The sequence below is a fragment of the Acinetobacter vivianii genome (genome assembly GCF_014635885.1).
Lineage (GTDB): Bacteria > Pseudomonadota > Gammaproteobacteria > Pseudomonadales > Moraxellaceae > Acinetobacter > Acinetobacter vivianii.
The window spans coordinates 506,205-529,754 of record NZ_BMDR01000002.1 but is presented as its reverse complement, the minus strand read 5'-3'; the positions used below and the strand labels follow the sequence as shown (position 1 = coordinate 529,754).

The window sequence follows — 23,550 nt, the reverse complement described above, 5'->3', positions numbered from 1 at the left end:
GTCGCGTCCTTTTTATCTATTCTTAACCCTTCAACCAGCGATCAACTTTTTGCTGGTCTTCGACTTTTAATTCAACCGTGGTCAATTCACTTTCACCCGCTTGAAGTTCAAATTGTAAAAGCTCATCACGACGGAATGCATAGACCGTAAATGTGCCTTGTTGTTTTGCATACTTGGCTAAAAGCTTCTCGGAAGCCTTCACACCATTAATCGCAAGGATCACATCATTTGCAGATAAACCTGCTTGAGCGGCTGCGCTATCACGACGCACTTGCTGTACCACCACGCCTTCTGCTTTATCTACCACTTTCAAACCAAAAGCCAAAGCCTTGTCATTTTTAAGCGTATAACTCAATCCAAACTCTGGGAACAACTGATCGAGTGGTAATTCATCGGTGGTGTTGATCAAGTGGTTGATTTGCTCAATCCAGTTATCACCTGTCAGCTCATTACATAATTCAAAAATGGTTCGTTCATTAACCTGAATACCTTGTTGTGTATTTTCATATAAACGACGCATTAAGGCATCCAGATTTGAACCACGTAAACGTAAGCCCAAATCTAAACAAAGTGCCACTAAACTGCCTTTGTTATAGTAACTGGTGCCTGCATTATTTGAGTTTTCATCCTGACGGTAGAACTTGATCCAAGCATCAAAACTCGACTCTGAAACCGATTGAATTAAACGGCCCGGATTCTGCAAATAACGGTCAAGCTGTGCTTTTAGGAGATCCAGATAAGACTTCTGTGAAATCACACCGCTGCGCAATAAAATCAGGTCATCATAATAAGAGGTAAAACCCTCAAAGATCCACAATAAGCTGGTATATCCCTCTTTATGTAAATCATAATTGGCAAAGTTTTCAGGGCGAATAAATTTGACTAACCATGAGTGGAAATACTCATGGCTACATAAACCCAAGAAACGTTGATAATCTTTAGAAGGTTCTTCGGCTTCATCTGCTTTTGGCAAATCGTCGCGCGGTGTAATCAGGCTGGTGCTATTACAATGTTCCAGACCACCATAACTATTTCCAGTCGCCATGGTCATAAAGGTATAGTTCTGGAATGGCGCTGAACCGAACATATCAATTTCAGTCTGACAGATCTTTTTAATATCTGCCTCTAAACGGCCCATATTGGTCGTGTGGTTGCCCGAAATCACAAACTCATGAGGAATCCCGTTCGCATCAAAGCTGAATCGGCTCTGCTCTGCCAGTTCAAACGGACTATCAATCAATTGATCATAGTTGTCTGCTTTTAGAGTAAAGCGTCCTTTGACTAGACTCTTACTTGGTAAACCTGTTGCGATCTGGAAATGCTTTAATTCATCTGGCAGGAAAATTTCAACTTCACAAGGTGCATGTTCCTGATCTTGCAGACCCAAACAGATACATGCGGGATTAACATAGAAACGGGTCTGATCGACATAGGCACCACGCACCGATAAATCATAGGCATAAACGTCATATTCAACAGTAATCAGTTCATGATCGGTATTGAATAAACGCCAGCGATTCTTCTCGGTTTTTTTAATATTCAGTAAACGCCCTGCTTCATCAGAGGCTTTCACCGACTCAATATGCTTGGAAAATTCCCGAATCAGATAGCTTCCAGGAATCCAGGTTGGTAACCACAACTCTTGATTGGGATTGGCTAGAAAACGTAAGGTGACATGAATCAGGTGCTGGCGATAATCGTCGAACTCAATTTGATAGTGCAACATAATTTCTAATCATGAAAATAGGAACGGTTTCACACAGCTTAGCATTTTTTTACAAAGTCATGCGCAGATGTCATAATTGTCAGCAAAAGTTGCTGGATTCTTCAACAAAAAAGTCATAGCATTCTCCTCTCACATTTAAGGCCACTGGATCGGCAATACAAGGTATGCACGTGAAATTTCTCCTCTCTCTCTTTACGTTGTTTAGTCTCGTTTGTGCAAATCTCGCACATGCAAACTTACTGAACATTGCCCCTGAAACAGTTGAAGCTGAAGCATGGTCAATCATCGATGCCCAGTCTGGACAAATCATTGCTGAACATAACAGCCATGTTCAGCGCGCCCCAGCTTCACTCACCAAAATGATGGTGGCTTATATCGCTTTAAAAGAGATTGAAGCAGGTAAATTACGTAAAGAAGAAGTCCTGACTGCAACGCCTGTAGTCAGCACAGTGATGTGGGATGAATCACAAATGTACTTAAAAGCAGGTGAACAGATTTCTGTTGATCAGCTTTTAGCAGGTCTGATCGTAATGTCTGCCAATGATGCTGCTGTGACGCTTGCTGAAAAAATTTCTGGCAGCGTGCCACAATTCGTCGCGCGGATGAATCAGGAAGCACAGGCATTGGGAATGAAGGATACGCATTTCAGCAATCCAGCTGGGATCACCATGACCGACCATTACTCTACAGCTGCCGACCTGAGCCTGTTAGCCAAAGCCATTGTGAAAGAAACGCCTGAATATTTGTATTATTCAAAAATGCCAAGCTTTAGCTACAACCAGCGTTTTCACCATGCCACTAACCTTGCCTTGAAAATGGATCCGACATCCGACGGTCTGAAAACAGGTTATACCAAGGCGGCGGGCTATAACCTTGCCCTGACAGCTGAACGTCCAACATTCAATCCGCATGTCGAGAAACGTCGTCTGATTGTGGTGGTATTGGGAACACCAAGTGCAGTAAAACGTGCAGAAGTTGCACATAAACTGATGAATCTGGCCTATACCTATACCCGCGATGAAGAAGTGATTCCAAAGCAGAGACTAATTGCAGAATTGCCTGTGATTAAATCAACCTTGAAAATGTTTAAAGTCGAAACTCAGCAACCGACAATTGTGACCACATCGTTATATGGTCAATCTACTCCGATTGATTTGAATAGCTTTGATCTACTTACCCAACGTATTCATCTGATTGATGCAAACCAACAAGTCACGACTGTTGAGCCGCTTCAAACCACCAATACTCGTATCAATATTGAACTGAATGAACAGCATTTGACTGCACCTTTGACTCAGGCAATGAATCTGGCAACAATTTCGATCTATCAAAATAACCAGTTGATTCGCAGCTTACAGATTGAAAATGATGTACAGATTGAAGAAGCCAATATTTTCCAGAAAATTATGATCTGGTTCTCAAATCTGTTTTCATTCTTTTCGACCAGTGATAGCAAAACTGCCAAACTTTATCCTTTAAATCAAGGATAAAAAACCTACTATTTTTATCAAGATTAAACATACATTATTGAAAAAAGGATGGCATAATCCAGCCATCCTTTCACAAAAATAATTAGGTTAATCATGAGCAAAACCTTACATCATATCGTGATTGTGGGCGGTGGCGCAGGTGGTTTGGAACTTGCGACACAGCTAGGTGAACGTTTTGGCAGACGAGAGAAAGCCCGAATAACCCTAGTCGATCAAAATCTCACACACATATGGAAACCTCTCCTCCACGAAATCGCAGCTGGCTCGCTGAATCCTCACGAAGAACAAACCAATTATTTTGCCCATGCAGAAAAACATCATTTTGAGTTCGTGCTCGGCACACTTGTTGATGTGAATAAAGATCAAAAACAAATTAACCTTTCTCCCCCGCAGCTTTCTAAAGAACACACCCCACAAACTCAAACACTCAGCTACGACACTCTAGTACTGGCCGTGGGTTCTGTTTCAAATGACTTTGGTACAGAAGGTGTGCGTGAACACTGTCATTTTCTGGATAGCCGTCAACAAGCCGATATTTTCCAGCAGGATTTATTTCACCTCTATATCGAGGCACAAAATCAGTCAAATGAGCGAGCTTTGAATATTGGCATCGTCGGGGCTGGTGCAACAGGTGTTGAACTGGCAGCAGAGTTGATAGAAACCACCAAGAACTTCTATCGCTATGGATTAAAGAAAATTAATCCGAAGCAAGTCAAAATCACTCTCATTGAAGCCTCTGACCGCATCTTACCTGCCCTAAATGAAAAAACAGCAGCGCATAGCGCCAAGCAGCTCAAGAAAATGGGGATTGAGATTCTGACTCAGCATAAAGTCCAGAAAGTCGATGAAACCAATGTCTATTTCAGTAATGGAAATGTCATTCACTCAGATATTACGGTGTGGGCGGCAGGTGTTAAAGCGCCGAAAGTTTTAGAGTCATTTACTGATTTTAAACGGGATAAGATCAATCGCCTGATGGTATACGCGACCCTGCAAACCTATTCTGATCCGAATGTTTTTGCTTTTGGTGATTGTGCAAATTGTCAGTTAGATGCACGCCAGCCACCGTTAGGCCCACGTGCACAAGTGGCGAGTCAGCAAGCAACCTTCCTGGTCGATGCAATGGCTGCACGTTTATCAGGTTCTCCACAACCGATGTTCACATTTAATGACAAAGGTTCACTGGTTTCACTGAGTCGTAATCAGGCGGTAGGAGAATTGTTAGGCGATGTTAGCGTACAAGGCTTCATTGCCAAAACCATGTATGTTTCACTTTATCGAATGCATCAGGCCAATATTCATGGTTACACCCAAGCAGGCATGCTCACCATGAAAGATTTCCTGACGCGTCGTGTCCGTCCAAAAATTAAACTTTATTGAGTTGAAATTTGATATTTCGTCTCAATATTTAACTAAATCGTTTCAAAAAGTGGAAAATAGTCAACAAAAACTGTTTTTCACTTTATGATATACAGCTAAAACTATTGATGACATGGATTCAAAACATGACTGCTATTGCAAATAACCACGTGGTTTCATTCCACTACACTTTAACAAACGCTGAGGGTGAAACACTTGATCAATCTCAAGGTGAACCACTTGCATATTTGCACGGCGCGGGCAACATCATTCCTGGTTTAGAAAATGCACTTACAGGTAAAACTGTTGGCGAAAAATTCACTGTAAACGTTCCAGCTGCTGAAGGTTATGGCGAATACAACCCTGAACTTGTTCAAGAAGTTCCAGCTCAAATGTTCCAAGGCGTGGACAACATCCAGCCTGGTATGCAATTCCAAGCTCAAACTGATGACGGCGTACAAATCGTAACTGTTAAAGCGATTGAAGGCGACAACATCATCGTTGATGCGAACTTCCCGCTTGCTGGTCAAGACCTTACTTTTGAAGTAGAAATCGTTGAAATCCGTGATGCTTCTCAAGAAGAATTAGATCACGGTCACGTTCACGGTGCAGGTGGTCACCACCACTAATTCATTTTTGAATTAGATGGAAAAAGCAAAGCTTCGGCTTTGCTTTTTTATTACCGCTACTTTTATAAAATAAAAAAATCGCTTATGGTCATGTCAATTTCTTTAAAATAAACAGAATTATGTCAACTGCTTATCAACTGATTTGGTTTCGCCAAGATTTGAGAATTCAGGATCATGCTGCGCTTTGGCATGCGACTCAGGCTGGCCCCACCATTGCCGTCGTCATTTTATCTCCTGAACAATGGCAATTACACGATGATGCAGCGATTAAAACTGAATTCTATCTCAGACAACTGCAAAGCTTAAAAGACGAACTTACGAATCTGAATATTCCCTTGCTGGTACACACAATTCCGCTCTGGAAAGATGTACCTGAGTATTTCGTAAATTTAATGCAGCAACTGCCGATTCAAGATGTATATGCCAATATTGAACTGGGGGTAAATGAATTAAAACGCGATCAAGCTGTACAAAAACTGTTAAATCAGCAAGCTAAGGAACTGGTGCTTTTTCATGATCGCACCTTATTTCCTGTCGGCTCGATCCGTAACCAGTCCAATTTACCCTATCAGGTTTTTGGCGCGTTTAAAAAGACCTGTTATCAGCGTTTACAACCTGCACTACCGCAATGTTATCCAACACCTGCTCCCCAACAAGCAATAACGGATTTAAAGTCGAGCTCACAAACCGATCTCGAGACACTGCAACTTAAATATAAACAACAGATCAAACATACGCAGGATCTTGAATGGCAGATCGGCGAAGCCTATGCCTTGAAGCAACTTGACCAGTTTGTTGAGGAACAGCTCAATGAATACACCACTGGACGGGACTTCCCTGCACGCTCTGGCACCAGTCAGCTTTCAGCCTACTTAAATATCGGGATCATTTCGATTCGCCAGTGTCTTCAAGCGCTATTCAGACAACAGCAGGGCCATTTTGAAATTCAATCCGATGGACAACAAAGCTGGTTAGACGAATTGTTGTGGCGGGAATTTTACCAACATATTCTGTTTGATTTTCCCCGTGTCTCACGGCATTTACCCTTTAAGCAATCGACTCAGAATATCCCTTGGCGTGATGACCCAGCCGCTTTAGAAAAATGGCAGCAGGGTCAGACCGGCATTCCGATCATTGATGCAGGCATGCGACAAATGTTGGCAACAGGCTGGATGCATAATCGGGTAAGAATGATCTGCGCCATGTTCCTGAGCAAAAACCTGCTGATTGATTGGCGTAAAGGTGAGCAATGGTTTATGCAGCATCTGATTGATGGCGATCTTGCAGCCAACAATGGCGGATGGCAATGGTGTGCTTCGACAGGCACAGATTCCGTACCTTATTTCCGGATATTTAATCCGATTAGCCAATCACAAAAGTTCGATCCTGAGGGGGAATACATTCGAAAATGGGTTCCTGAGCTGGCCCAAATTGATAAAAAAATAATTCATGAACCTTATACAAAAAACCATTCTTTAACATTAGATTATCCGCATCCAATGGTCGATTTAAAGCTCAGTCGTACCCGTGCAATTGAAGCGTTTAAAGCCCATTTATCTTAGTTACATAAAATAAAATTTATTTAAAATACAAAGCTTTTCAACAAACAGTTAGACAGACTATACTGTATGTTACTGTTTATAAAATTATTTTACACAATCCATAACAGAAAGTTTATCGTCAAAACCGTAAAATAATGTTACCTTCATCACAAAAGACATTTATTAAAACTAAAAAATTATGCAGAAAAATCCGGCTTCAGCACTCGTCTTGTGGATTATCTCAGCCCATGTTTTTATGGGCATCGTCGCGTATGAGTGGTTACCAGCAAGTTATCGTGGCAGTTGGGTTTTCCTTCTCATCCTTTTGATTGCGGGCGCATTTTTAAATGTCGGTCTGGCCATCATCCTTGGGTTAATCACCTTCATTGGGGTTGCAGTTTACTTCCTGCTCGACTTAGCCAATCAAACTTATGTCGAGCGTCAGCTGCTGTTATTGTTTGTACTGCCCATCACTCCGATTTTTTTAAGCGCCATTCGTCACAATATCCAGAATGCACTGAAAACCTTCCGCGCAATTCAAAGTTATGATCGTAATTACCAACATGATATTTTGCCGCTAACTGCGTTAAAACACTTTCAGGGCGAGTTAAAGAAGCTGCTTAAACTCACGCAAAAAGATCATTACAAGATTATTACCACCCAGATCGACAATACCGTACTGATTCGGGAAATGCTTGGTGAAGATATCTGGAAAGAAACTCAGAATAAAATTATGGCGATTCTCTCGACCGAAAGAGATAGCGTCATTTACCATTTTATTAATGAAGAGCTGAGCCAGATTAAGAGTATCGTCATTCATGAACCTGTGATTGAAGAAAATCAGACCTATCCTGTATTTATTCAACAGCTTCAGGAACTTACTGTATTAAAGCTCAAAATTGAACAACATACTGAATATTTGAGCCCTCAAGATCAAGAGGTGCCTTAATGTCAGTACTGCTTAACATTTGTGGTTTGCTGGTGAGTACTACAAATTTTCCAGATACCACCATACAAGAGTTCTATCAGCAGTATTATCACTGTTCGATCCAGCCTGCGCAAAATCAGGTCGCTTCTCAGACCGAATTACCCAGAAATATAGCAGCCCTGTTCCCCCAACCAGCCACATGGTGGCCCGTGTTTACCTCAGATCAGCTTGAATCTGAAAGTTTTAAACGGCTCATTGATAAGGGAATAAAACCCGGCGTTATCCTGCCCAATGAATATTTTAGTGCCATCAAATATTATAAAATCAAAAAAGCGGTGGATGAAGGTGCAATTCCTGTTGCCTTTTACCAAATGCAACATTCGAAATATTTTGCTGCCAAAGCCACCTTTTCAACAGCATTGGGATTAAGACCCCTCGCCGCCCTGATTGAAACTGGCTGGGATGAAAACCTGATTTCACAACCTGCGGGCAGCTATATCATCCAGTCAGATAGCCCGAATGAGCTACGTATCCCTGCGCGTAAAATTCAACATCATCAACATTATTTTTATCAGGCCATTAAAGATCCATCACAAGCATCGGGTTATCAGGTGGTGATTAACCCTCCAGCAGATATGCCTGTCAATAATATTGAATATCCACATCTGGGCATTTCATGGGACATTAATAATATTCAATACACCAGTACAGCAGACGGTGTAGAAACCAATATTTTTGGTTATTTACTGATTGCATTGAGTACAGTCGTGATTCCACTAGACTATGTCTACTCAGCACAGTATCCAAGTTTGCTCAGTACCTTTGGTAGCTCTATTTCCTGGATCTCATTATTACTTGGCGGCGGATTGCTCCTGATTTTGATCATTTCCATCATTCGCAGGAGAAGAATAAATGCCCGCAATTGATATTCTTTTCCTGTTCGGTTTTCTGGGCATCTGGATCCCTCAAGCCTTCTGGGCATGGCTCAGTTATCAAGCCTGGAAATATTCGAAAAATGCAGCCAAAGAACTGGAAAATATGCCTGTTCCAGAACACTGGCCTGTATTAAGTGTCTTAATTCCAGCCTATAACGAAGGTGTGGTCATTGAAGATACCTTACATGCCATTGCGCAACAGGATTATCCTGCCCATGCTTATGAAGTTTTACTGATTAATGACGGTTCCAAAGACAATACTTTAGAAATTGCGGAACGCATGGCAGAGATTTACCCTTGCATTAAAATCGTCAATGTACCCAAAGGAATGGGGGGAAAAGGAAAATCGCGCACACTGAATAATGGTTTGCCGCATGCCAAGGGTGAATTAATTGTGGTCTATGATGCAGACAGTACGCCCGAACCCGACTGTGTGCGTTTATTGGCACAAACATTATTGGCAGATAAAAAACTGGTTGCCGTCAACGGTAAAGTACGCACGCGTAACTGGCGTGACAGTATTCTGACCCGTTTCATTGCGATTGAGTTTATTTTCTTTCAATGGATTTTCCAAGGTGGACGCTGGCAGCGTTTCGAGCTTTCTACCCTGATGGGAACCAATTATGTGATCTGGCGTGATGCGCTGGAAACACTGGGTGGTTTTGACGAAAAATCTCTGGTCGATGATACCGAGATGAGTTTCCGAATTTTTCTGGGTCAACGCCGCATTAAATGGGTACCTTATGCCGTCGGCTGGCAACAAGATCCACCATCATTAAGTGTCTTTGTTAAGCAACGTTCCCGTTGGACGCAAGGAAACTTTTACGTCACCAGTAAATATTTACCGATTGCGTTAAGAAAACCGTTCCCGATCGGGATCGAAATTTTTAACAATATTATGTGTTATGTCCTGTTTGTGCCCGCACTGATCTGGAGTCACATTACTTTAACCCTTGGTTTACTGGGTATTGCCGGGATCACTGTTCCTGGCCCATTTACCTTACTTTGGGGCTTATCGTTCTGTCTATACGTCGCACAAATGTGGTTTACCTTATCCCTAGAAAGAGCCAAACCTCAACTATATTTCTTCTCGGTTTTATCTTATGTCACCTATTCACAGGTCTTTCTATTTATCGTGTTTAAAGCTGCCTACGACATGCTGAAAAATAAGATACAGGGAAATTCATTGCAGTGGTACAAAACTGAGCGCAGCAAGGAGAAAAAATAAATGAAAAAGAATCCATTACATCATCAGATTTTTAAAATACTGGTCGCAAGTGCAGCGCTTTCCTTGCCCGTGTTGAGTTCTGCTGACACACTGAATACCTGGACATTTGATAATATCAATACCTCCAACAAATACACGATTGAACCGCATTTCTTTTATGTGGGTAAAGGCTCAGAATGGCAAAATATCCAATTTACCAGTGAATATTCGACTGAACATTTCACCACTTTACTGGTGAAATTTGATGACAAACTGATTTATAACACCACTTTGAATGGTGATGGAACGCTGAACTTTAATATACCAGCGACCACGAGTGGTTTTCACCGCTTAGATTTCATCTTGCAACAATACTCGCCAACCACATCACCTGCGGCTGATCGCACCACCTTCTGTAGTGAAGATGTGGATCAGGTGACTTATCTTAGTAATTCAAAAATTGATTACCAGCGCCATCGGCCAATTTATCGTTTAAAAGATTTACCTGATGCCTTGTTTAACCCACAAGTGGTGCGCCCTACGCCATTCGTTGGGGTCTTAAAATACAATCGAGCCAATATCAATGAAGCCTCTATGCTGGGGCGTTTAATCAGTGCATGGGGCTCAGTCACCCCGATCCAGTGGTATGAACAAAATGCACCAGAGAATCAGCCAGCCAACTTTTTTATTGAAATTGCAAAATCTGCAACGCCTTTACCCAACGGTACTTTAGTTCAAATCAGTGCTGAGAATGAGGTTCCGACGTTACGTATTCAATATGACAATCCGGAAAAGCTGGTCTCCGCTATTAACGGTTTATTAAATCCAAATTATTTACAGCAGCTCGATACCTCATCCACCTATCTGCCGAATAAACTGGCAGCACCTGCTTGGGCACAGATCAAGCAAATCAAAACCCTTGCAGACTTAGGGATCAGCGATTTCCGTTTAAATCAGGCTGAAAAGAATCTATTCTTAAACTTTCCTGCGGTCTGGCAACCGACCGATATTCTACAAGGACAAATTGCATTACGTGTCCAAAGTGGATTACTCGAAGGCTCAAACATTACCACATGGATTGATGGTGGCTTAGCAGGTAGCTTAAAAACGGCAGAGCTAGATTCTGATCCAGTGAACCGACAATTTAACTATTTTGCTAAAACCATTTCCAATAACACCAACTTTAGCCTCAAGCTGGAAAACTCGGTCATTGTAAACTCACAATGTCTGCCAACTGCCAAAGGTTCACTCTGGATTGATACGCAAAAATCGACCGTGAAACTGCCGCACAAGCTCAAAAATGGGGTTGCTTCACTTTCCATGAGTTTTGCCACACATCCAACCATTGCGATTGATGAAAATCCGGGCAGTCTGGAAATTGCCATGACCATGAGTCAGGTGGCTAAAAAAATGCTGATGACCAATGATCCGATTCCTTTGAATCTGGTCAAGTTTGATCCAGCTAAACCTGAACTTTTAAATGTGCAAGTCAACCCGAATATATATCGTCAACAGGTATTGATGCATAAAGATATTCTTTATGCTCCAGCAACTGCACGTGGTTTTCTGGTAAGTTTCCATGACCAACGTTTCAATGTCATCACAGACTCGATTGCGGGCGCGCAGAACTTCACCAAGCTTTGGGATAAAATCCAGACAAATATTCCAAATAATGCCAGCAAAATCTTGGTGGCAGAAAATGGGCAAGTGTTTATTTTACAAAAAATTATTGTAGGTAACCAGAAAGCCCCTTTAGTCCAGCAGTCATCATTCTTTATCTTGGTTGTTATAATCTCTGCTATCATGATTCTTGCAATTTTGCTCTGGTACTGGCGTAAACGACCGAATGCTAAAAATAAGGCAGATTAAATTTATACTTTTAAAAATTATTACGTTATCCGCCTTATTCAGTTTAGGGGGTTGCATGCACTTCTTTCAGGCAGACGTGCAACCTCCCCAAATTGAAGGAATTTTTTGGCAACCCGATTTAGCCACCACTCCACCTTCAGGTAATTGGAATTTACTTGGTGTTTCAACCTTTGTCCCGCAGTGGTCCACTGTACAATCCAAAGCCTGGTTCGATCATGACATGGGTTTTGAAAAATGGGATAAAACCCTCAACTTAAAACAGCTCAATCAGCAACCGTGGTCTCAACAAATCATTTTGGGGCTGGCGGGTGAATATGATGAAAAGCTTGCCCGTTCAAATGTTCTACAACTGGCAGAAAACTCGAAACAGATTATTGAGAGAACCAAATCAATTCCATTAAAAGGTTATTACTTTCCTGTTGAAGCAGATCCCACATGGTTAGGTGTAGGTGTATTGGCACAAGCTTTAGCGACCTTACCTCAACCCGTCTGGGTCAGTATTTACAGTGCTGAGCAGTCTCCTGAACATCTGGATTCTTGGCTGAAAAGCTGGTTACCTCACAATACCCATGTATTTTTTCAAGATGGCGTCGGTGTAGGAACCCGCTCTCCCCAGCAGGCAAAAATTATTCTGGAAGATCTTCAAAAAGAGTTCGGTAAAGATAAGGTCGTGATTGTTTTAGAAGCTTTCCGTCCAGTAAAAGCAGGCCATTTCCGCTCAGCTTATCCGTGGGAAGTGATTGAGCAGCTTAAAGCCTATGAAGGACAGAAAGTTTATATTTTTGATGGCCCGCATTATATGAACCGTATCACCGTTTATGCCGTGGCTTTATGGTATAAACTGAAATACGGCTCAACTACCTGACCCTATTTATAATTTATAAGTGCGATTAGAAGCTCTTATAAAATACCAATTCAGTGCGCGTGTTATTATAGGTATCTGTTCCATCAGCTAAAGCATCTTTGAAATAACGTCCATATAAACGCTCAACACGTAGCTTTACTGGAACATAGTTAAAAGGCTGCCATGCAACACCCGCACCATATTCAAATAAGTTATTGTAATTTTCACCTTCTGAATCGGCCAAAGTATGTAGCTTGCCATAAGCTTGTACGGTACCCGCTTCACCACGATAGACATTAAAACCAGAGCGCAATCGTAAATCCGCAATAACGTTATAGTCTTCTCGTGAATAGCTTGCGACATTACCGTATAAATCAGTGAAATAATCATTCCAGATGGTACGTTGTTCCACCGCAGGATTGGCATACCATTCCTGATATCCCGTTACACCACCGACCACACTTTCACGGAACTTATCTCGATTACGATCAATCAGATCATAGCTGCCACCCACTTCTAAATAGGCACGAACAGGAATCGATAGCCAAGGCTGATAATTTGCACCAACACCGACGGTTACTGCATTTTCGTCGATAATCTCAGGACGTACCCCACCTTTCGATTTGGTATCACGGTTCAGGTTCACAAAGCCATATACCTGCGCCCGACCATTATCCAGATTTTTACCATATCGCATTTTCAATGGGAAAATGAAATCGTCATAACGCGACTCATAAGAAGGCGCAAAGTAGACATCTTTAAAAGTTGATGGTACGGCTGAAGCACTGAGATTCTGAACCGCTTGTTGTGCCTTGCTCGCCATTTCTGGATCAGATGAAGCCGATAAATCTTTAAAGATCACCAACGCTTCTTTATTTCTTTTTTGCTGGTTGAGTAAATACGCTTCCTGCAATTTCAGTTGTTCATCCTGCGGTGCAAGCTGTTCTGCTTTACGCACACTCTGGATCGCTTCATTTTGCTTGTTCAAACGGATTTGTAAATAGGTCAGACTCTTCCAGACTTTAATATCTTGTGGCGTGAGTTGCCCCAATTCAATCAGGATTTTTTCAGCTTCTTCTGGCTGGCTTTGTTCAATTTTATAAAATTTATCCCAACGGTCATAAATCGGATTACCGGGTTTATATGCCGCATCCCCTTCTTTCACAAAATCAGGCTCAGCACTCACCGCCTGTTGTACAGGTACGATTAGACCTAAAAGTAATAGTGTATGACTCAGCAGCTTATTTTTGGAATTGTTCATCGCAAATCTCAACTAAAAATATTCACAATATGGTCTATGGCAAGAAGGCTTAATTAGCATTTAAAATGTTAAATTGTTCACATATTATAACTAAATCATCATTATGCTATCGTTAAAATAAGTTAATTTATAATAGATTAAGTTTATGAATCATCAATAGAATTTTACAAGCAATTGAACTGTTATAGAACTAGACGCGGACAAATTAAATTGATTTAAAAGAGCAAAATTATGTCTTTTTCACAACATGCAGAACCACATGTGATACAACGTTCAGGCTGGCTCCGTGCGGCTGTATTAGGTGCCAATGATGGCATTATTTCTGTTACCAGCCTGCTTATGGGGATGGCAGCCAGTGGTGCAAGTTCTCACACCTTATTGATTACCTGTATCGCTGGGCTAATCTCGGGCGCAACGTCTATGGCCGCAGGTGAATATATCTCGGTCAAGTCTCAAGAAGATATTGAAAAATCGGACCTGAGATTTGAAGCACGTGAACTGGAAAAAAATCCGCATGCCGAATTAACAGAACTGACCCAAATCTATATCTCACGTGGTTTAAATCCTGAACTTGCTCATGAAGTTGCCAAACAGCTCACTGCACATGATGCACTTGGTGCGCATGCACGAGATGAAATCGGCATTCATGAAAATACTGCCGCCAATCCTGTTCAGGCAGCGCTGTCTTCTGCCGCCTCTTTCTCTTGTGGTGCAGCCTTACCTATGTTGGCAATCTTGCTCAGTCCAGATACATGGATCGCACGGGCTGTGTTAATTACAGGAATTATTTCACTGGCTTTATTGGGTGCATTGTCGAGTTACTTTGCGCATACCTCCATGCTTAAAGGCAGCCTGCGCATTACCATATGGGGCATCTTGGCAATGGTATTTTCCAGCTGGGTGGGTTCCTTATTTAATGTGACTCCGATTTAGGCCAATATGCTGTCATTTTGAAAATAGCGTCTATATTCAATAATTAAATAGCGATTATTATTTGCAAGCCTTTTTGTTTTTACGTTAAGGTGATTAAAAATGCAGTGAGTCATCCACCATGTCAATTTTAGAATTATTAGAAATAAAACATCCGATTTTACTTGCGCCGATGGCTGGGGTTTCTACACCTGAACTTGCTGCTCAAGTATCGAATCAAGGTGCATTCGGTTCTTTAGGCCTCGGTGCCAATACGCCTGAAGCAGCCAAAGCACAAATCTTAAAGACACAAGAACTGACTGATCACCCCTTTCAGGTGAACTTCTTTTGTCATCAATCAGAACAGCTCAACCCTGAAACTGCCCAACAATGGATTGAGTATCTTCGTCCCCAATTTGAAAAATTTTCTGTAGAAGCCCCAACCCAGCTCAACTGTATTTATCCCAGCTTTTTAGACAATGATGACTTTCTCAATGTGGTGCTGGAAACACGTCCCAAAGCAGTCAGTTTTCATTTTGGTATCCCACACCCGCATCAGATTCAGGCTTTAAAACAAGCTGGCATCATGACCATGGTGTCTGCAACCAATTTACTTGAAGCTCAAGCGATTGAAGCGGCAGGTATTGATATTATTATCGCGCAAGGCATTGAGGCGGGTGGGCATCGCGGGATTTTCAATCAGCATTTTGATGCTGCGATTAAAACCATTGATCTGGTGCAACTCATTACAAAACACTGCAACCTCCCCGTAATTGCAGCAGGCGGCATCATGAATGGTGAACATGCCAAAGACATGCTCAAACACGGCGCTGCAGCAGTACAATTAGGCACAGCGTTTGTACAATGTAAAAGTTCCAGTGCCAATGCCACCTACCGCAAGGCATTATTTAATCAAACCATCACGCAGATTAGTGCCAGTCTTTCAGGCCGACCCGCACGTGGTTTAATTGGCACGTGGCATACACAGATCGACGCTCCAAATCGTCCTCACGTGCCTGCCTATCCATATACCTATGATCTGGCAAAGCAACTGATGAGTATCGCCAGTGCGCAAAATGATTTTAGTTATGGTGCTTTCTGGGCAGGGAGCAATGTCAGTCAAATTCGAGAGCTGGAAGCAGCCGATTTAGTCAATCAACTGGTACTGGAAATAAAAACCAATTAAATTTTGCGCGTAAAAAAGCCGACCATAATCAGTCGGCCTTTTGGTAGATCACTTTATTTAATCGCCTCAAGTAAAGTGTGTTGGGCATTATGTGGTGCTTCACCTTCCATCGGTCGCGCACGTTCCCATACTCCATCCCCTTGTAGCAACCAGGCTTGCTGATTGTCTTTGAGGTAATTCAATAAACCCAGTTGGTAAATACGCTTTTTCAAGGCTGGATCTTCAATTGGGAAACACGCTTCAACACGGTTAAACAGATTACGATCCATCCAGTCAGCGCTTGAACCGTATATACGTGGGTTACCATTATTGCTGAAATAATAAACCCGTGTATGTTCAAGGAAACGTCCAACGATCGAACGCACACGAATATTTTCTGACAAGTTTGGTAAGCCCGGACGTAAACAGCAAATTGAACGAATAATCAGGTCAACCTGCACGCCCGCTTGCGAAGCTTCATACAGTTTATTAATCAGTTGAACTTCCGTTAAGGCATTCACTTTAATAATAATTTGTGCAGGTTTACCTGCTTTAGCATTGGCAATTTCGTCATCAATATAATTGATCAACTGGGCATGCAAGGTGAATGGCGCATGAAGCAACTTCTTCGGCTTCGCCATTTTGCCCATACCCGTCAATTCCTGAAAGATACGATGTACATCTTCACACAGGTCTTTATCGGTAGTCATGAGGCCATAATCGGTATAAATACGGGCGTTGGTGGCGTGGTAGTTCCCCGTGCCTAAATGCACATAACGCACCAGTTTATTATTTTCACGGCGTACCACCAGAATCATTTTGGCATGCGTTTTATAACCCACGATACCATATACCACCACGGCGCCTGCTTCTTGCAGTACATTCGCCACTTCAATATTGGATTCTTCATCAAAACGGGCACGCAACTCAATCACTGCCGTGACTTCCTTACCATTACGTGCAGCTTCGGCAAGCACTTGCACGATTTCTGAATCGGCCCCACTACGATAAAGCGTTTGTTTGATAGCCAGCACTTGCGGATCACGTGCAGCTTCACGCAACAACTGAATCACAGGCGCAAAAGATTCAAATGGATGATGTAATAAAATGTCCTGTTTCTGCATTGCTGCAAAAATACTTTCAGACTTTTTAAAAGCTTTTGGAATCACAGGTGTATGTGAGTCATAACGTAAATGCGGACGTTTGAAATTTGATAATAAACGCGCCAAATTTACAGGTCCATCTACGCGATAGAGTTGTTCTTCATTTAGATCAAACTCATTGAGCAAATATTCATAAATGTGCTTTGGACAGTTATGGGTTACTTCCAGACGTACTGCACGGCCAAAACGACGAGAACTCAACTCACCTTTTAACGCTTTTGCCAGATCTTCAACATCTTCGTTTAGCGCTAAATCGGCATTACGGGTGACACGGAATTGATAGCAGCCTGTTGCGGTCATACCAGGGAACAGATCAGAGATATGTTCATGGATAATTGCCGAGAGCATGACATGGTGTTCTTTACCATCGGTTAATTCATCTGGCAAACGCACTACACGCGGTAATGAACGCGGTGCAGGGACAACCGCTAAATCAATCTGACGACCAAAGGCATCTTTCCCTTCTAAGGTCACAATAAAGTTCAGGCTTTTATTCACCAATCGTGGAAATGGATGCGCAGGATCCAGACTGATTGGTGTAAGCACAGGTGCCACCTGTTCATGAAAATATTTCTTGATCCATGCCGATTGTGCAGGCGTCAATTCACCACGACGTAAGAAGCAAATATCTTCTTCACGTAATTTCGGCAAAATCTCTTCATTTAAAATTCGGTACTGATGTTCAATTGCCGCATGTGTTGTTTTTGAAATTTGTTCTAAAACCTGCTTTGGCGTCAAACCATCTGGAGTGCGGCTTTCATTACCCAACGTCAGTTGTTCCATCATTCCCGCAACACGGATCTCAAAGAATTCGTCCAGATTACGTGAAAAGATCAGAAGGAAGTTCATCCGCTCTAATAATGGATGAAGTGGATCGACAGCCTGTTCCAGTACGCGTAGATGAAAATCGAGAATCGAAAGCTCTCGATTTATATAACGATCGTTGTAACTGTATTCTATTGGCGTTGTTGTCGTCACTGCAGTATTCATACCCAACCTTGTTGCTTTATCATTCATCAAGTGATGATTTAAGTATGCTGCAAAATTATGTCAATTTGGTAAAAAAGCCCAAAATATTGGGCTTTTTTTTGAAATTTGGCGAATTACTGCGGAAGTTGTATCCCATTCATATATTTTAAGATCACCCGCTTGCGATATTGCAACTTACGGTCATTGCGGTTGTCTTGATAATACTTTGGATTTGGCAACAGAGCGGCTAAAAATGCAGCTTCTTCTCGGGTGAGACTTTTAGAACTTTTGCCATAATAAAATTGAGCTGCTGCCTCAACGCCATAGATGTTTTGACCAAACTCAACAGAGTTCATATAAACTTCCAGAATACGTCGTTTTGACCACATCCGCTCCATCATCCATGTCGCTACAGCTTCCTGCCCCTTGCGGATGAAAGAACGTTTATTATAAAGAAATAGATTTTTTGCCAACTGTTGTGAAACCGTTGAACCACCCGCGACCAGTTCACCTTTTTTGCTATTACGCTCCAGTGCAAACTGGATCCCCGCCCAGTCAAAGCCATGATGATGAATAAACTTGGCATCTTCGCCCGCTAAAATTGCGCGTTTGAAGTTATCACTAATATTGTCATAGTCACGCCATTCCTGCTTGATCGGTTTAAAGTCGGTAAAGTAATCCCAACGCATAAACATGGTCGTATTCACTGGATGGGTTCGCCACCAGACCAAACTACTAAAAATCCAGAGCTGGATCAGTAGAATGACGCCAATAATCAACATTACTGCGCGTGCTAAAAAGGCTTTCATTAAAGTGCATCACTCCATCATGCAATGAATTCATGCTAAGCTATTTTTTATATCAATAACTAGCGTAAACATATGACTGAAACGACTCCACCACAAATCAATCAAAAATTGCAAATACAAACATGGTGGTTTACTGCATTGTTAATCGCAGTCAATGTCGGATTATTTGGCTGGCAAATTCTTTCAGGGGTGAATATTACCGACCTTGCCCCTGTTGATGCAATCGCTTGGGGAGCAGATTTTACACCGCTCACCTTTACTGGGCAGGCAGAACGCTTGTTCACCAGTATGTTTTTTCACTTTGGCCTGATCCATTTAATGTTAAATATGTGGGCGCTGTATATCTTTGGCAGTGTGGCAGAACAATTATTTGGTCGAAGCTATTATATCGGTTTGTATTTTCTGGCTGGCCTCATGGGCAGTGTCTTGTCCAGTTATCTGAGCATCCGTGATGGCTACGAACTTTTACAACATTTTGATCCGAAATTACTCCCGCATATCAGTGCAGGCGCCTCGGGTGCCGTGATGGGGCTGGGTGCAGCACTCACCGTCATTTCCCTGTTTCCACCTTTGCCACAGCAACGCTTCTTGCTGGATAAAAAATCATTATTAATGATTATGGCGATTAACCTTGTCTTCGGTTTTACCGTTTCAGGGATTAATAATGCCGCACATATTGGTGGCATGATCATGGGTGCATTGCTGGCCGTGACATGGTATTTCAGCCAGAAAACGCCAAGAAATGCACTGGCTCAAGTCATTGCCTTAATGATTGGTGCCTTACTGCTCAGCGCATTCTATTTTTATTGCACAGAATTAAGCACAGGACTCAATCCACTCTGGAATGAAATCCTGCGTCAAAACCAGCTTACTTTCTAAGACTGGTTCATTTCTCTTAAACTTTGTAAGGGCGGAATATCGCATAAGTAACTCAAGCGATAGCGCCCGATCAAGGTACAAATCAGCATCATGCTTAACGGCAAAATCAACCAGATCTCAGCATGCCACTGAATGGCCATTTGCATCTTGTAACTGGCAATCGCGCTGATCACCTCTGCAAACAGACAGGCCACGACACCCGCCAACAAGCCGATAAAGCCAATCTCAAGACTGAGCATACGTTTTAATTTATTCTTGGCAACGCCAAAAGAGCGTAATAGAGCCACCTCTTTACGGCGTTCATCCATCAGTACATTTAAACAGGCAATCAGTACCAGTACACCCGATAAACCGACCAGCATGGCTAGAACCGTGACAATCTGCACCAGTACATTGACCAGACGTTTCACCTCTTCCAGAATACGCCCGACATCAATAAATACCGTGTTGGAAAATTGCTGAATCAATTGCACCATTTTCGGCTGATCCGCTGGCGGCACATAGAAGCTTCCTAAATAACTGCCCGCATTCTCATCCATAGTTTTGGGTGAAAAAATAAAGAAGAAATTAGGACTAAAACTTTCCCATTCCACGCTACGCAGATTGATGACGGTCGCATTCATTGGCCCTTCGGGTAAGCTAAAACTGAGTTGATCCCCAATCTTGATCCCGAGTTCAGTGGCCAGTTTTGCTTCCACAGACACCTGCCCGATCTGGGTAAAATGGGAACTGCCCTGCGTAATCACATTATCTTTCGGATACACTGCGGCTTGAGTCAGATTCAATTCACGACGCAACGAATTATTTTGTTTTACCAGTTCTGCTGCAAAAGGCTGACCATTTTTGGCCACCAGTCGGCCCCGAATATTCGGATAAAGCGGAGTGGACTGCCATTTATTTTGCTCAAGCTGCTGTTTCAACTGAGGCATATCAAACGGCGGTAGGCCATAAACAAACTGATTCGGTGTCCCTTCTGGCAATTGTTGCTGCCAACGCTCCAATAAATCTGTTCTTAATACACTCAATACCGTAATCAAGCTCAGGCCCAAAGCGAGGGCTGTAATCTGTAAAGCAGTTTGATGTGGAATCCGTACATAGGCTGATACAGGATGTTTGAGCTGTTTAATCGCTTTTAACAACAACCAGATCACGGCAAAAAGTGTCGCACACAAAATCAAGATCGCGGCTAAGACCCATAGGCTTAACTGTAAATTATCACTGAGCACCAAACTAAAAATCACCAGACTGGCAATACCGACTGCAAACATGGCGAAATACGACTTACGTGAACGCTCCTGCTGACGGATCACACGAATCGGCGGTGTATTTAATAGCTCCCAGATACTTGGCAAGATAAAACCAATCAGCACCATCACACTGGTAAAAATGGCGACAGGCAAGGCAAACAGCAAATCAGCCAGCGCAAAGCTTAATTGTAATTGTGGAATCAGCTGCAACATCAACTGCAATAAACCATAACCTAATGCAATACCGATCAGACTACCCAGCACAATCGATAAAGCACTGACAATTCCAAGCAAGGCCAGATAAGCCAGCAAAATCTGTCTCTTACTTGCCCCCAGACAGCGCATCAGGGCAATATGGTCCTGATTCTGTTGCACATAACGTTGACTGGTCAATGCTATCGCAATACCACACAGCAAAATGGTTAACAAATTGGCAAGCTGTAAAAAAGTATCCAGATTTTCAATCGGTTTCATTAAGCGCGTATTGGATTGGCTGGCATCGCGTAACTTCAATGAACCTTGTTCGCCCTCACCCAACTGCTGATCATTGGGTTGATCGAGCGTCTGTTCATGCTGTGTTTGCTGCCTGAAGATATTTTTAAATGCCTTGATCTGTTCAGGCGGCCCTGCCATCAATAACCGATATTCAATCCGGCTACCCACTTGAACGGCATTGGTTTTGGCAATATCTGCCTGATGGATAATCACTGTCGGCGAAAATCCTGAAAAGCCAAGCTCCTGATTAGAATCATGTTCAATGATCCCCGTCACTTTAAACTGTCCATCCGCAATCGCAACCTGATCCCCTACTTTCGCCTGTAGAAGATCAGCTGCACGAGGACTCAGCCAGACCTGTCCAGTTTGAATGCCTTGTGGCTTGGGCTGAATTTCCAGTTCCCCCCGTAATGGAAAATGCGCATCAACGGCTTTCACATTGACCATCACAAACTGATCCGAGGTATGTGCCATCGAACTAAACACAGTCACAGCGGCCTGTTGCAAATCCAGTTTTTTGGCTTGCTGTAACCATTCAGTCTGAATTGGATCTTGATCGTATAACACCAGATCCGCAGCCAACATTTCAGCGGCCTGTAACGTCACGGCATTTTGTACTTGGGTATTACTGAACTTGAGTGCTGTGGTGGCACTAATTGCTAAAGAAAGTGCAATGATTAATAAATATAACCCACCCGTACGAAAACTTTGCAGCAACAGCGGCTTGAGAACTGAACTCATAAGCCCACCTCAAGCTTTACAATTTCCTGAATCTGACCATCAGCCAGTTTGACATGACGTTGACATAAAGCAGCCAGATTCTGATCATGCGTCACCAGAACCAAAGTTGTTCCTAATTCTTTATTAAGCTCAAATAATAGCTGTTCAATTTCTTCAGCCGTTTGCCCATCCAGATTACCCGTGGGTTCATCGGCAAAAATAATTTTTGGCTCTGCAATCAATGCTCTGGCAATCGCAACACGCTGCTGCTCCCCACCAGAAAGCACTTTCGGTGTTTGCTGGGCCTGACGTACCAGCCCAACTCGCTCTAACCATGCCAATGCTTTTTGTTCTGCTTGCTTGAAATTAAAGTCAGGTTGTAAGCGTAATGGCAACATGACATTTTCCAGTGCACTGAGCTGCGGCAATAGCTGAAAAGACTGAAATACAAAGCCGATATTTTCCAGACGAACCTGCGCGCGCTGTTCTTCCGACAAACTATGCACCGCCTGTCCACACACCCATAACTCCCCAGCACTGGGACGATCAAGTGTTGCCAGAATACCCAACAAGGTCGATTTTCCTGAACCTGACCGACCTGTAATGGCAATCTGTTCACCTTGATAAATTTCCAAATTGATATCTTTTAAAATCGTTAAACTTTGCTGATTAATTTGAATATTTTGTGTAACTTTTTGGGCAGAAATAATCGGTTGTGGCATGATGTCACGTATCCTTTAGGACAAATTTGAAGTGCAATGCAAATATCTAAAGTTATCTTGTCAGTATCTAAAACGCTTGCAATGATCAGTGTCTGTTTGATCCCGACACTGGTTTCAGCAAAGACTATTTTGATTTTGGGTGATAGCCTGAGCGCAGGTTATGGCATAGATGCAAAACAAGGTTGGGTTCACTTATTACAACAACGTTTAGACCAACAGTATCCGAAACAGCACAAGGTGGTCAATGCAAGTGTCAGTGGAGAAACCACCAGTGGTGCGCTGGCAAGACTGCCAAAATTATTGCAAACCTATCGGCCAGAAGTGGTGGTGATTGAACTGGGTGGCAATGATGGCTTACGCGGTCAGCCTCCACAAATGATTCAAAAAAATCTTGCCCAACTGGTGCAGCTGAGTCAGAAGCAGAAAGCCCATGTTTTACTGTTTGGGATGAAAATACCGCCTAACTACGGCACAGCCTATAGCAAGGCTTTTGAAAATAATTACAAGGTGATCAGCCAGCAATATAAAGTGAAATTACTGCCTTTCTTTCTTGAAGGTGTCGCGGGACAAAAACACTTGATCCAGAACGATCAGATTCATCCAAATGCGAAAGCACAGCCAATGATGCTGAATCTGGCTTATCCTTATATTAAAGGCGCGTTATAAACTGCGCCTTCCACTCA

Annotated in this window: 19 protein-coding genes; 13 read left to right on the top strand and 6 right to left on the bottom strand. The window is 42.6% G+C overall.

All coding sequences use genetic code 11. The features are described from left to right. Positions 1-22 precede the first annotated feature (22 nt). Positions 23-1,726 (bottom strand): M61 family metallopeptidase, encoded by a 1,704-nt coding sequence (locus IEV36_RS06200; protein ID WP_005259000.1) that lies wholly within the window; start codon positions 1,724-1,726, stop codon positions 23-25. A 170-nt stretch (positions 1,727-1,896) separates the two neighbouring features. Between IEV36_RS06200 and IEV36_RS06195 the strand changes: the two genes are divergently transcribed. From IEV36_RS06195 to IEV36_RS06155, 9 genes are all read left to right on the top strand, one after another. Beyond that, a complete protein-coding gene (locus IEV36_RS06195; protein ID WP_032864093.1) occupies positions 1,897-3,216 on the top strand; it encodes a D-alanyl-D-alanine carboxypeptidase PBP6B in 1,320 nt (439 codons plus the stop codon). Positions 3,217-3,309: 93 nt separating this feature from the next. After that, on the top strand, positions 3,310-4,596 hold the full coding sequence (locus IEV36_RS06190) for an NAD(P)/FAD-dependent oxidoreductase (RefSeq protein ID WP_005259002.1): 1,287 nt from the start codon (positions 3,310-3,312) through the stop codon (positions 4,594-4,596). 125 nt (positions 4,597-4,721) lie between these two features. Next, positions 4,722-5,204, top strand: a complete 483-nt coding sequence (locus IEV36_RS06185; RefSeq protein ID WP_004770302.1) for an FKBP-type peptidyl-prolyl cis-trans isomerase — start codon at positions 4,722-4,724, stop codon at positions 5,202-5,204. 119 nt (positions 5,205-5,323) lie between these two features. Next, entirely contained in the window at positions 5,324-6,766 is a 1,443-nt protein-coding gene (locus IEV36_RS06180; RefSeq protein ID WP_005259003.1) for a cryptochrome/photolyase family protein, read from the top strand. 178 nt (positions 6,767-6,944) lie between these two features. Continuing rightward, positions 6,945-7,694 carry a hypothetical protein gene (locus IEV36_RS06175; RefSeq protein ID WP_004770304.1) on the top strand — a complete coding sequence of 250 codons (750 nt, stop codon included), beginning with the start codon at positions 6,945-6,947 and terminating at the stop codon, positions 7,692-7,694. Further along, positions 7,694-8,599, top strand: coding sequence for a hypothetical protein (locus tag IEV36_RS06170; protein ID WP_005259011.1), 906 nt, complete (start codon positions 7,694-7,696; stop codon positions 8,597-8,599). Before IEV36_RS06175 ends, IEV36_RS06170 begins: the two co-directional genes overlap by 1 nt. Next, positions 8,586-9,836: a glycosyltransferase family 2 protein gene (locus IEV36_RS06165; protein WP_004770306.1), complete on the top strand. Its 1,251-nt coding sequence runs from the start codon at positions 8,586-8,588 to the stop codon at positions 9,834-9,836. The genes IEV36_RS06170 and IEV36_RS06165 overlap by 14 nt, the downstream gene beginning before the upstream one ends. Beyond that, positions 9,837-11,684, top strand: coding sequence for a hypothetical protein (locus tag IEV36_RS06160; RefSeq protein ID WP_005259013.1), 1,848 nt, complete (start codon positions 9,837-9,839; stop codon positions 11,682-11,684). Continuing rightward, a complete protein-coding gene (locus tag IEV36_RS06155) occupies positions 11,662-12,549 on the top strand; it encodes an alpha-amylase family protein (protein ID WP_171067995.1) in 888 nt (295 codons plus the stop codon). The genes IEV36_RS06160 and IEV36_RS06155 overlap by 23 nt, the downstream gene beginning before the upstream one ends. Before the next feature lie 25 nt (positions 12,550-12,574). Here IEV36_RS06155 and IEV36_RS06150 read toward each other — a convergent pair whose 3' ends face one another. Continuing rightward, a complete protein-coding gene (locus IEV36_RS06150; protein WP_005259017.1) occupies positions 12,575-13,789 on the bottom strand; it encodes a tetratricopeptide repeat protein in 1,215 nt (404 codons plus the stop codon). Between the two features lie 231 nt (positions 13,790-14,020). Here IEV36_RS06150 and IEV36_RS06145 point away from each other — a divergent pair, with 231 nt between their 5' ends. Beyond that, on the top strand, positions 14,021-14,722 hold the full coding sequence (locus IEV36_RS06145; RefSeq protein WP_005259019.1) for a VIT1/CCC1 transporter family protein: 702 nt from the start codon (positions 14,021-14,023) through the stop codon (positions 14,720-14,722). A gap of 118 nt (positions 14,723-14,840) precedes the next feature. Next, complete coding sequence (locus IEV36_RS06140) at positions 14,841-15,884, top strand: NAD(P)H-dependent flavin oxidoreductase (protein WP_005259028.1); 1,044 nt, start codon at positions 14,841-14,843, stop codon at positions 15,882-15,884. Positions 15,885-15,937: 53 nt separating this feature from the next. On the opposite strand, the gene ppk1 is transcribed toward IEV36_RS06140, so the two are convergent. Then, the gene (gene ppk1, locus IEV36_RS06135; RefSeq protein WP_005259029.1) at positions 15,938-18,016 is read right to left on the bottom strand and encodes a polyphosphate kinase 1; all 2,079 of its coding nucleotides are present in this window, start codon (positions 18,014-18,016) and stop codon (positions 15,938-15,940) included. Positions 18,017-18,129: 113 nt separating this feature from the next. Beyond that, positions 18,130-18,804, bottom strand: a complete 675-nt coding sequence (gene mtgA, locus IEV36_RS06130) for a monofunctional biosynthetic peptidoglycan transglycosylase (RefSeq protein ID WP_005259031.1) — start codon at positions 18,802-18,804, stop codon at positions 18,130-18,132. 72 nt (positions 18,805-18,876) lie between these two features. On the opposite strand from mtgA, the gene IEV36_RS06125 reads away from it, so the two are divergent. Beyond that, on the top strand, positions 18,877-19,683 hold the full coding sequence (locus tag IEV36_RS06125; RefSeq protein ID WP_005259033.1) for a rhomboid family intramembrane serine protease: 807 nt from the start codon (positions 18,877-18,879) through the stop codon (positions 19,681-19,683). On the opposite strand, the gene IEV36_RS06120 is transcribed toward IEV36_RS06125, so the two are convergent. Together IEV36_RS06120 and IEV36_RS06115 are read right to left on the bottom strand one after the other, a co-directional pair. After that, entirely contained in the window at positions 19,680-22,166 is a 2,487-nt protein-coding gene (locus IEV36_RS06120) for an ABC transporter permease (protein WP_005259039.1), read from the bottom strand. The genes IEV36_RS06125 and IEV36_RS06120 overlap by 4 nt on opposite strands. After that, positions 22,163-22,867 (bottom strand): ABC transporter ATP-binding protein, encoded by a 705-nt coding sequence (locus IEV36_RS06115; protein WP_005259040.1) that lies wholly within the window; start codon positions 22,865-22,867, stop codon positions 22,163-22,165. Before IEV36_RS06115 ends, IEV36_RS06120 begins: the two co-directional genes overlap by 4 nt. Positions 22,868-22,909: 42 nt before the next feature. Here IEV36_RS06115 and IEV36_RS06110 point away from each other — a divergent pair, with 42 nt between their 5' ends. Then, positions 22,910-23,533, top strand: a complete 624-nt coding sequence (locus tag IEV36_RS06110; protein ID WP_171066973.1) for an arylesterase — start codon at positions 22,910-22,912, stop codon at positions 23,531-23,533. The last annotated feature ends 17 nt before the right edge of the window (positions 23,534-23,550 follow it).

Excerpts from the sequence above, each read along its gene's own strand:
- IEV36_RS06200 (WP_005259000.1), bottom strand. The coding sequence starts at position 1,726 with ATGTTGCACTATCAAATTGAGTTCGACGATTATCGCCAGCACCTGATT.
- IEV36_RS06190 (WP_005259002.1), top strand. The coding sequence starts at position 3,310 with ATGAGCAAAACCTTACATCATATCGTGATTGTGGGCGGTGGCGCAGGT.
- IEV36_RS06185 (WP_004770302.1), top strand. The coding sequence starts at position 4,722 with ATGACTGCTATTGCAAATAACCACGTGGTTTCATTCCACTACACTTTA.
- IEV36_RS06180 (WP_005259003.1), top strand. The coding sequence starts at position 5,324 with ATGTCAACTGCTTATCAACTGATTTGGTTTCGCCAAGATTTGAGAATT.
- IEV36_RS06175 (WP_004770304.1), top strand. The coding sequence starts at position 6,945 with ATGCAGAAAAATCCGGCTTCAGCACTCGTCTTGTGGATTATCTCAGCC.
- IEV36_RS06170 (WP_005259011.1), top strand. The coding sequence starts at position 7,694 with ATGTCAGTACTGCTTAACATTTGTGGTTTGCTGGTGAGTACTACAAAT.
- IEV36_RS06165 (WP_004770306.1), top strand. The coding sequence starts at position 8,586 with ATGCCCGCAATTGATATTCTTTTCCTGTTCGGTTTTCTGGGCATCTGG.
- IEV36_RS06160 (WP_005259013.1), top strand. The coding sequence starts at position 9,837 with ATGAAAAAGAATCCATTACATCATCAGATTTTTAAAATACTGGTCGCA.
- IEV36_RS06155 (WP_171067995.1), top strand. The coding sequence starts at position 11,662 with ATGCTAAAAATAAGGCAGATTAAATTTATACTTTTAAAAATTATTACG.
- IEV36_RS06150 (WP_005259017.1), bottom strand. The coding sequence starts at position 13,789 with ATGAACAATTCCAAAAATAAGCTGCTGAGTCATACACTATTACTTTTA.
- IEV36_RS06145 (WP_005259019.1), top strand. The coding sequence starts at position 14,021 with ATGTCTTTTTCACAACATGCAGAACCACATGTGATACAACGTTCAGGC.
- IEV36_RS06140 (WP_005259028.1), top strand. The coding sequence starts at position 14,841 with ATGTCAATTTTAGAATTATTAGAAATAAAACATCCGATTTTACTTGCG.
- ppk1 (WP_005259029.1), bottom strand. The coding sequence starts at position 18,016 with ATGAATACTGCAGTGACGACAACAACGCCAATAGAATACAGTTACAAC.
- mtgA (WP_005259031.1), bottom strand. The coding sequence starts at position 18,804 with ATGAAAGCCTTTTTAGCACGCGCAGTAATGTTGATTATTGGCGTCATT.
- IEV36_RS06125 (WP_005259033.1), top strand. The coding sequence starts at position 18,877 with ATGACTGAAACGACTCCACCACAAATCAATCAAAAATTGCAAATACAA.
- IEV36_RS06120 (WP_005259039.1), bottom strand. The coding sequence starts at position 22,166 with ATGAGTTCAGTTCTCAAGCCGCTGTTGCTGCAAAGTTTTCGTACGGGT.
- IEV36_RS06115 (WP_005259040.1), bottom strand. The coding sequence starts at position 22,867 with ATGCCACAACCGATTATTTCTGCCCAAAAAGTTACACAAAATATTCAA.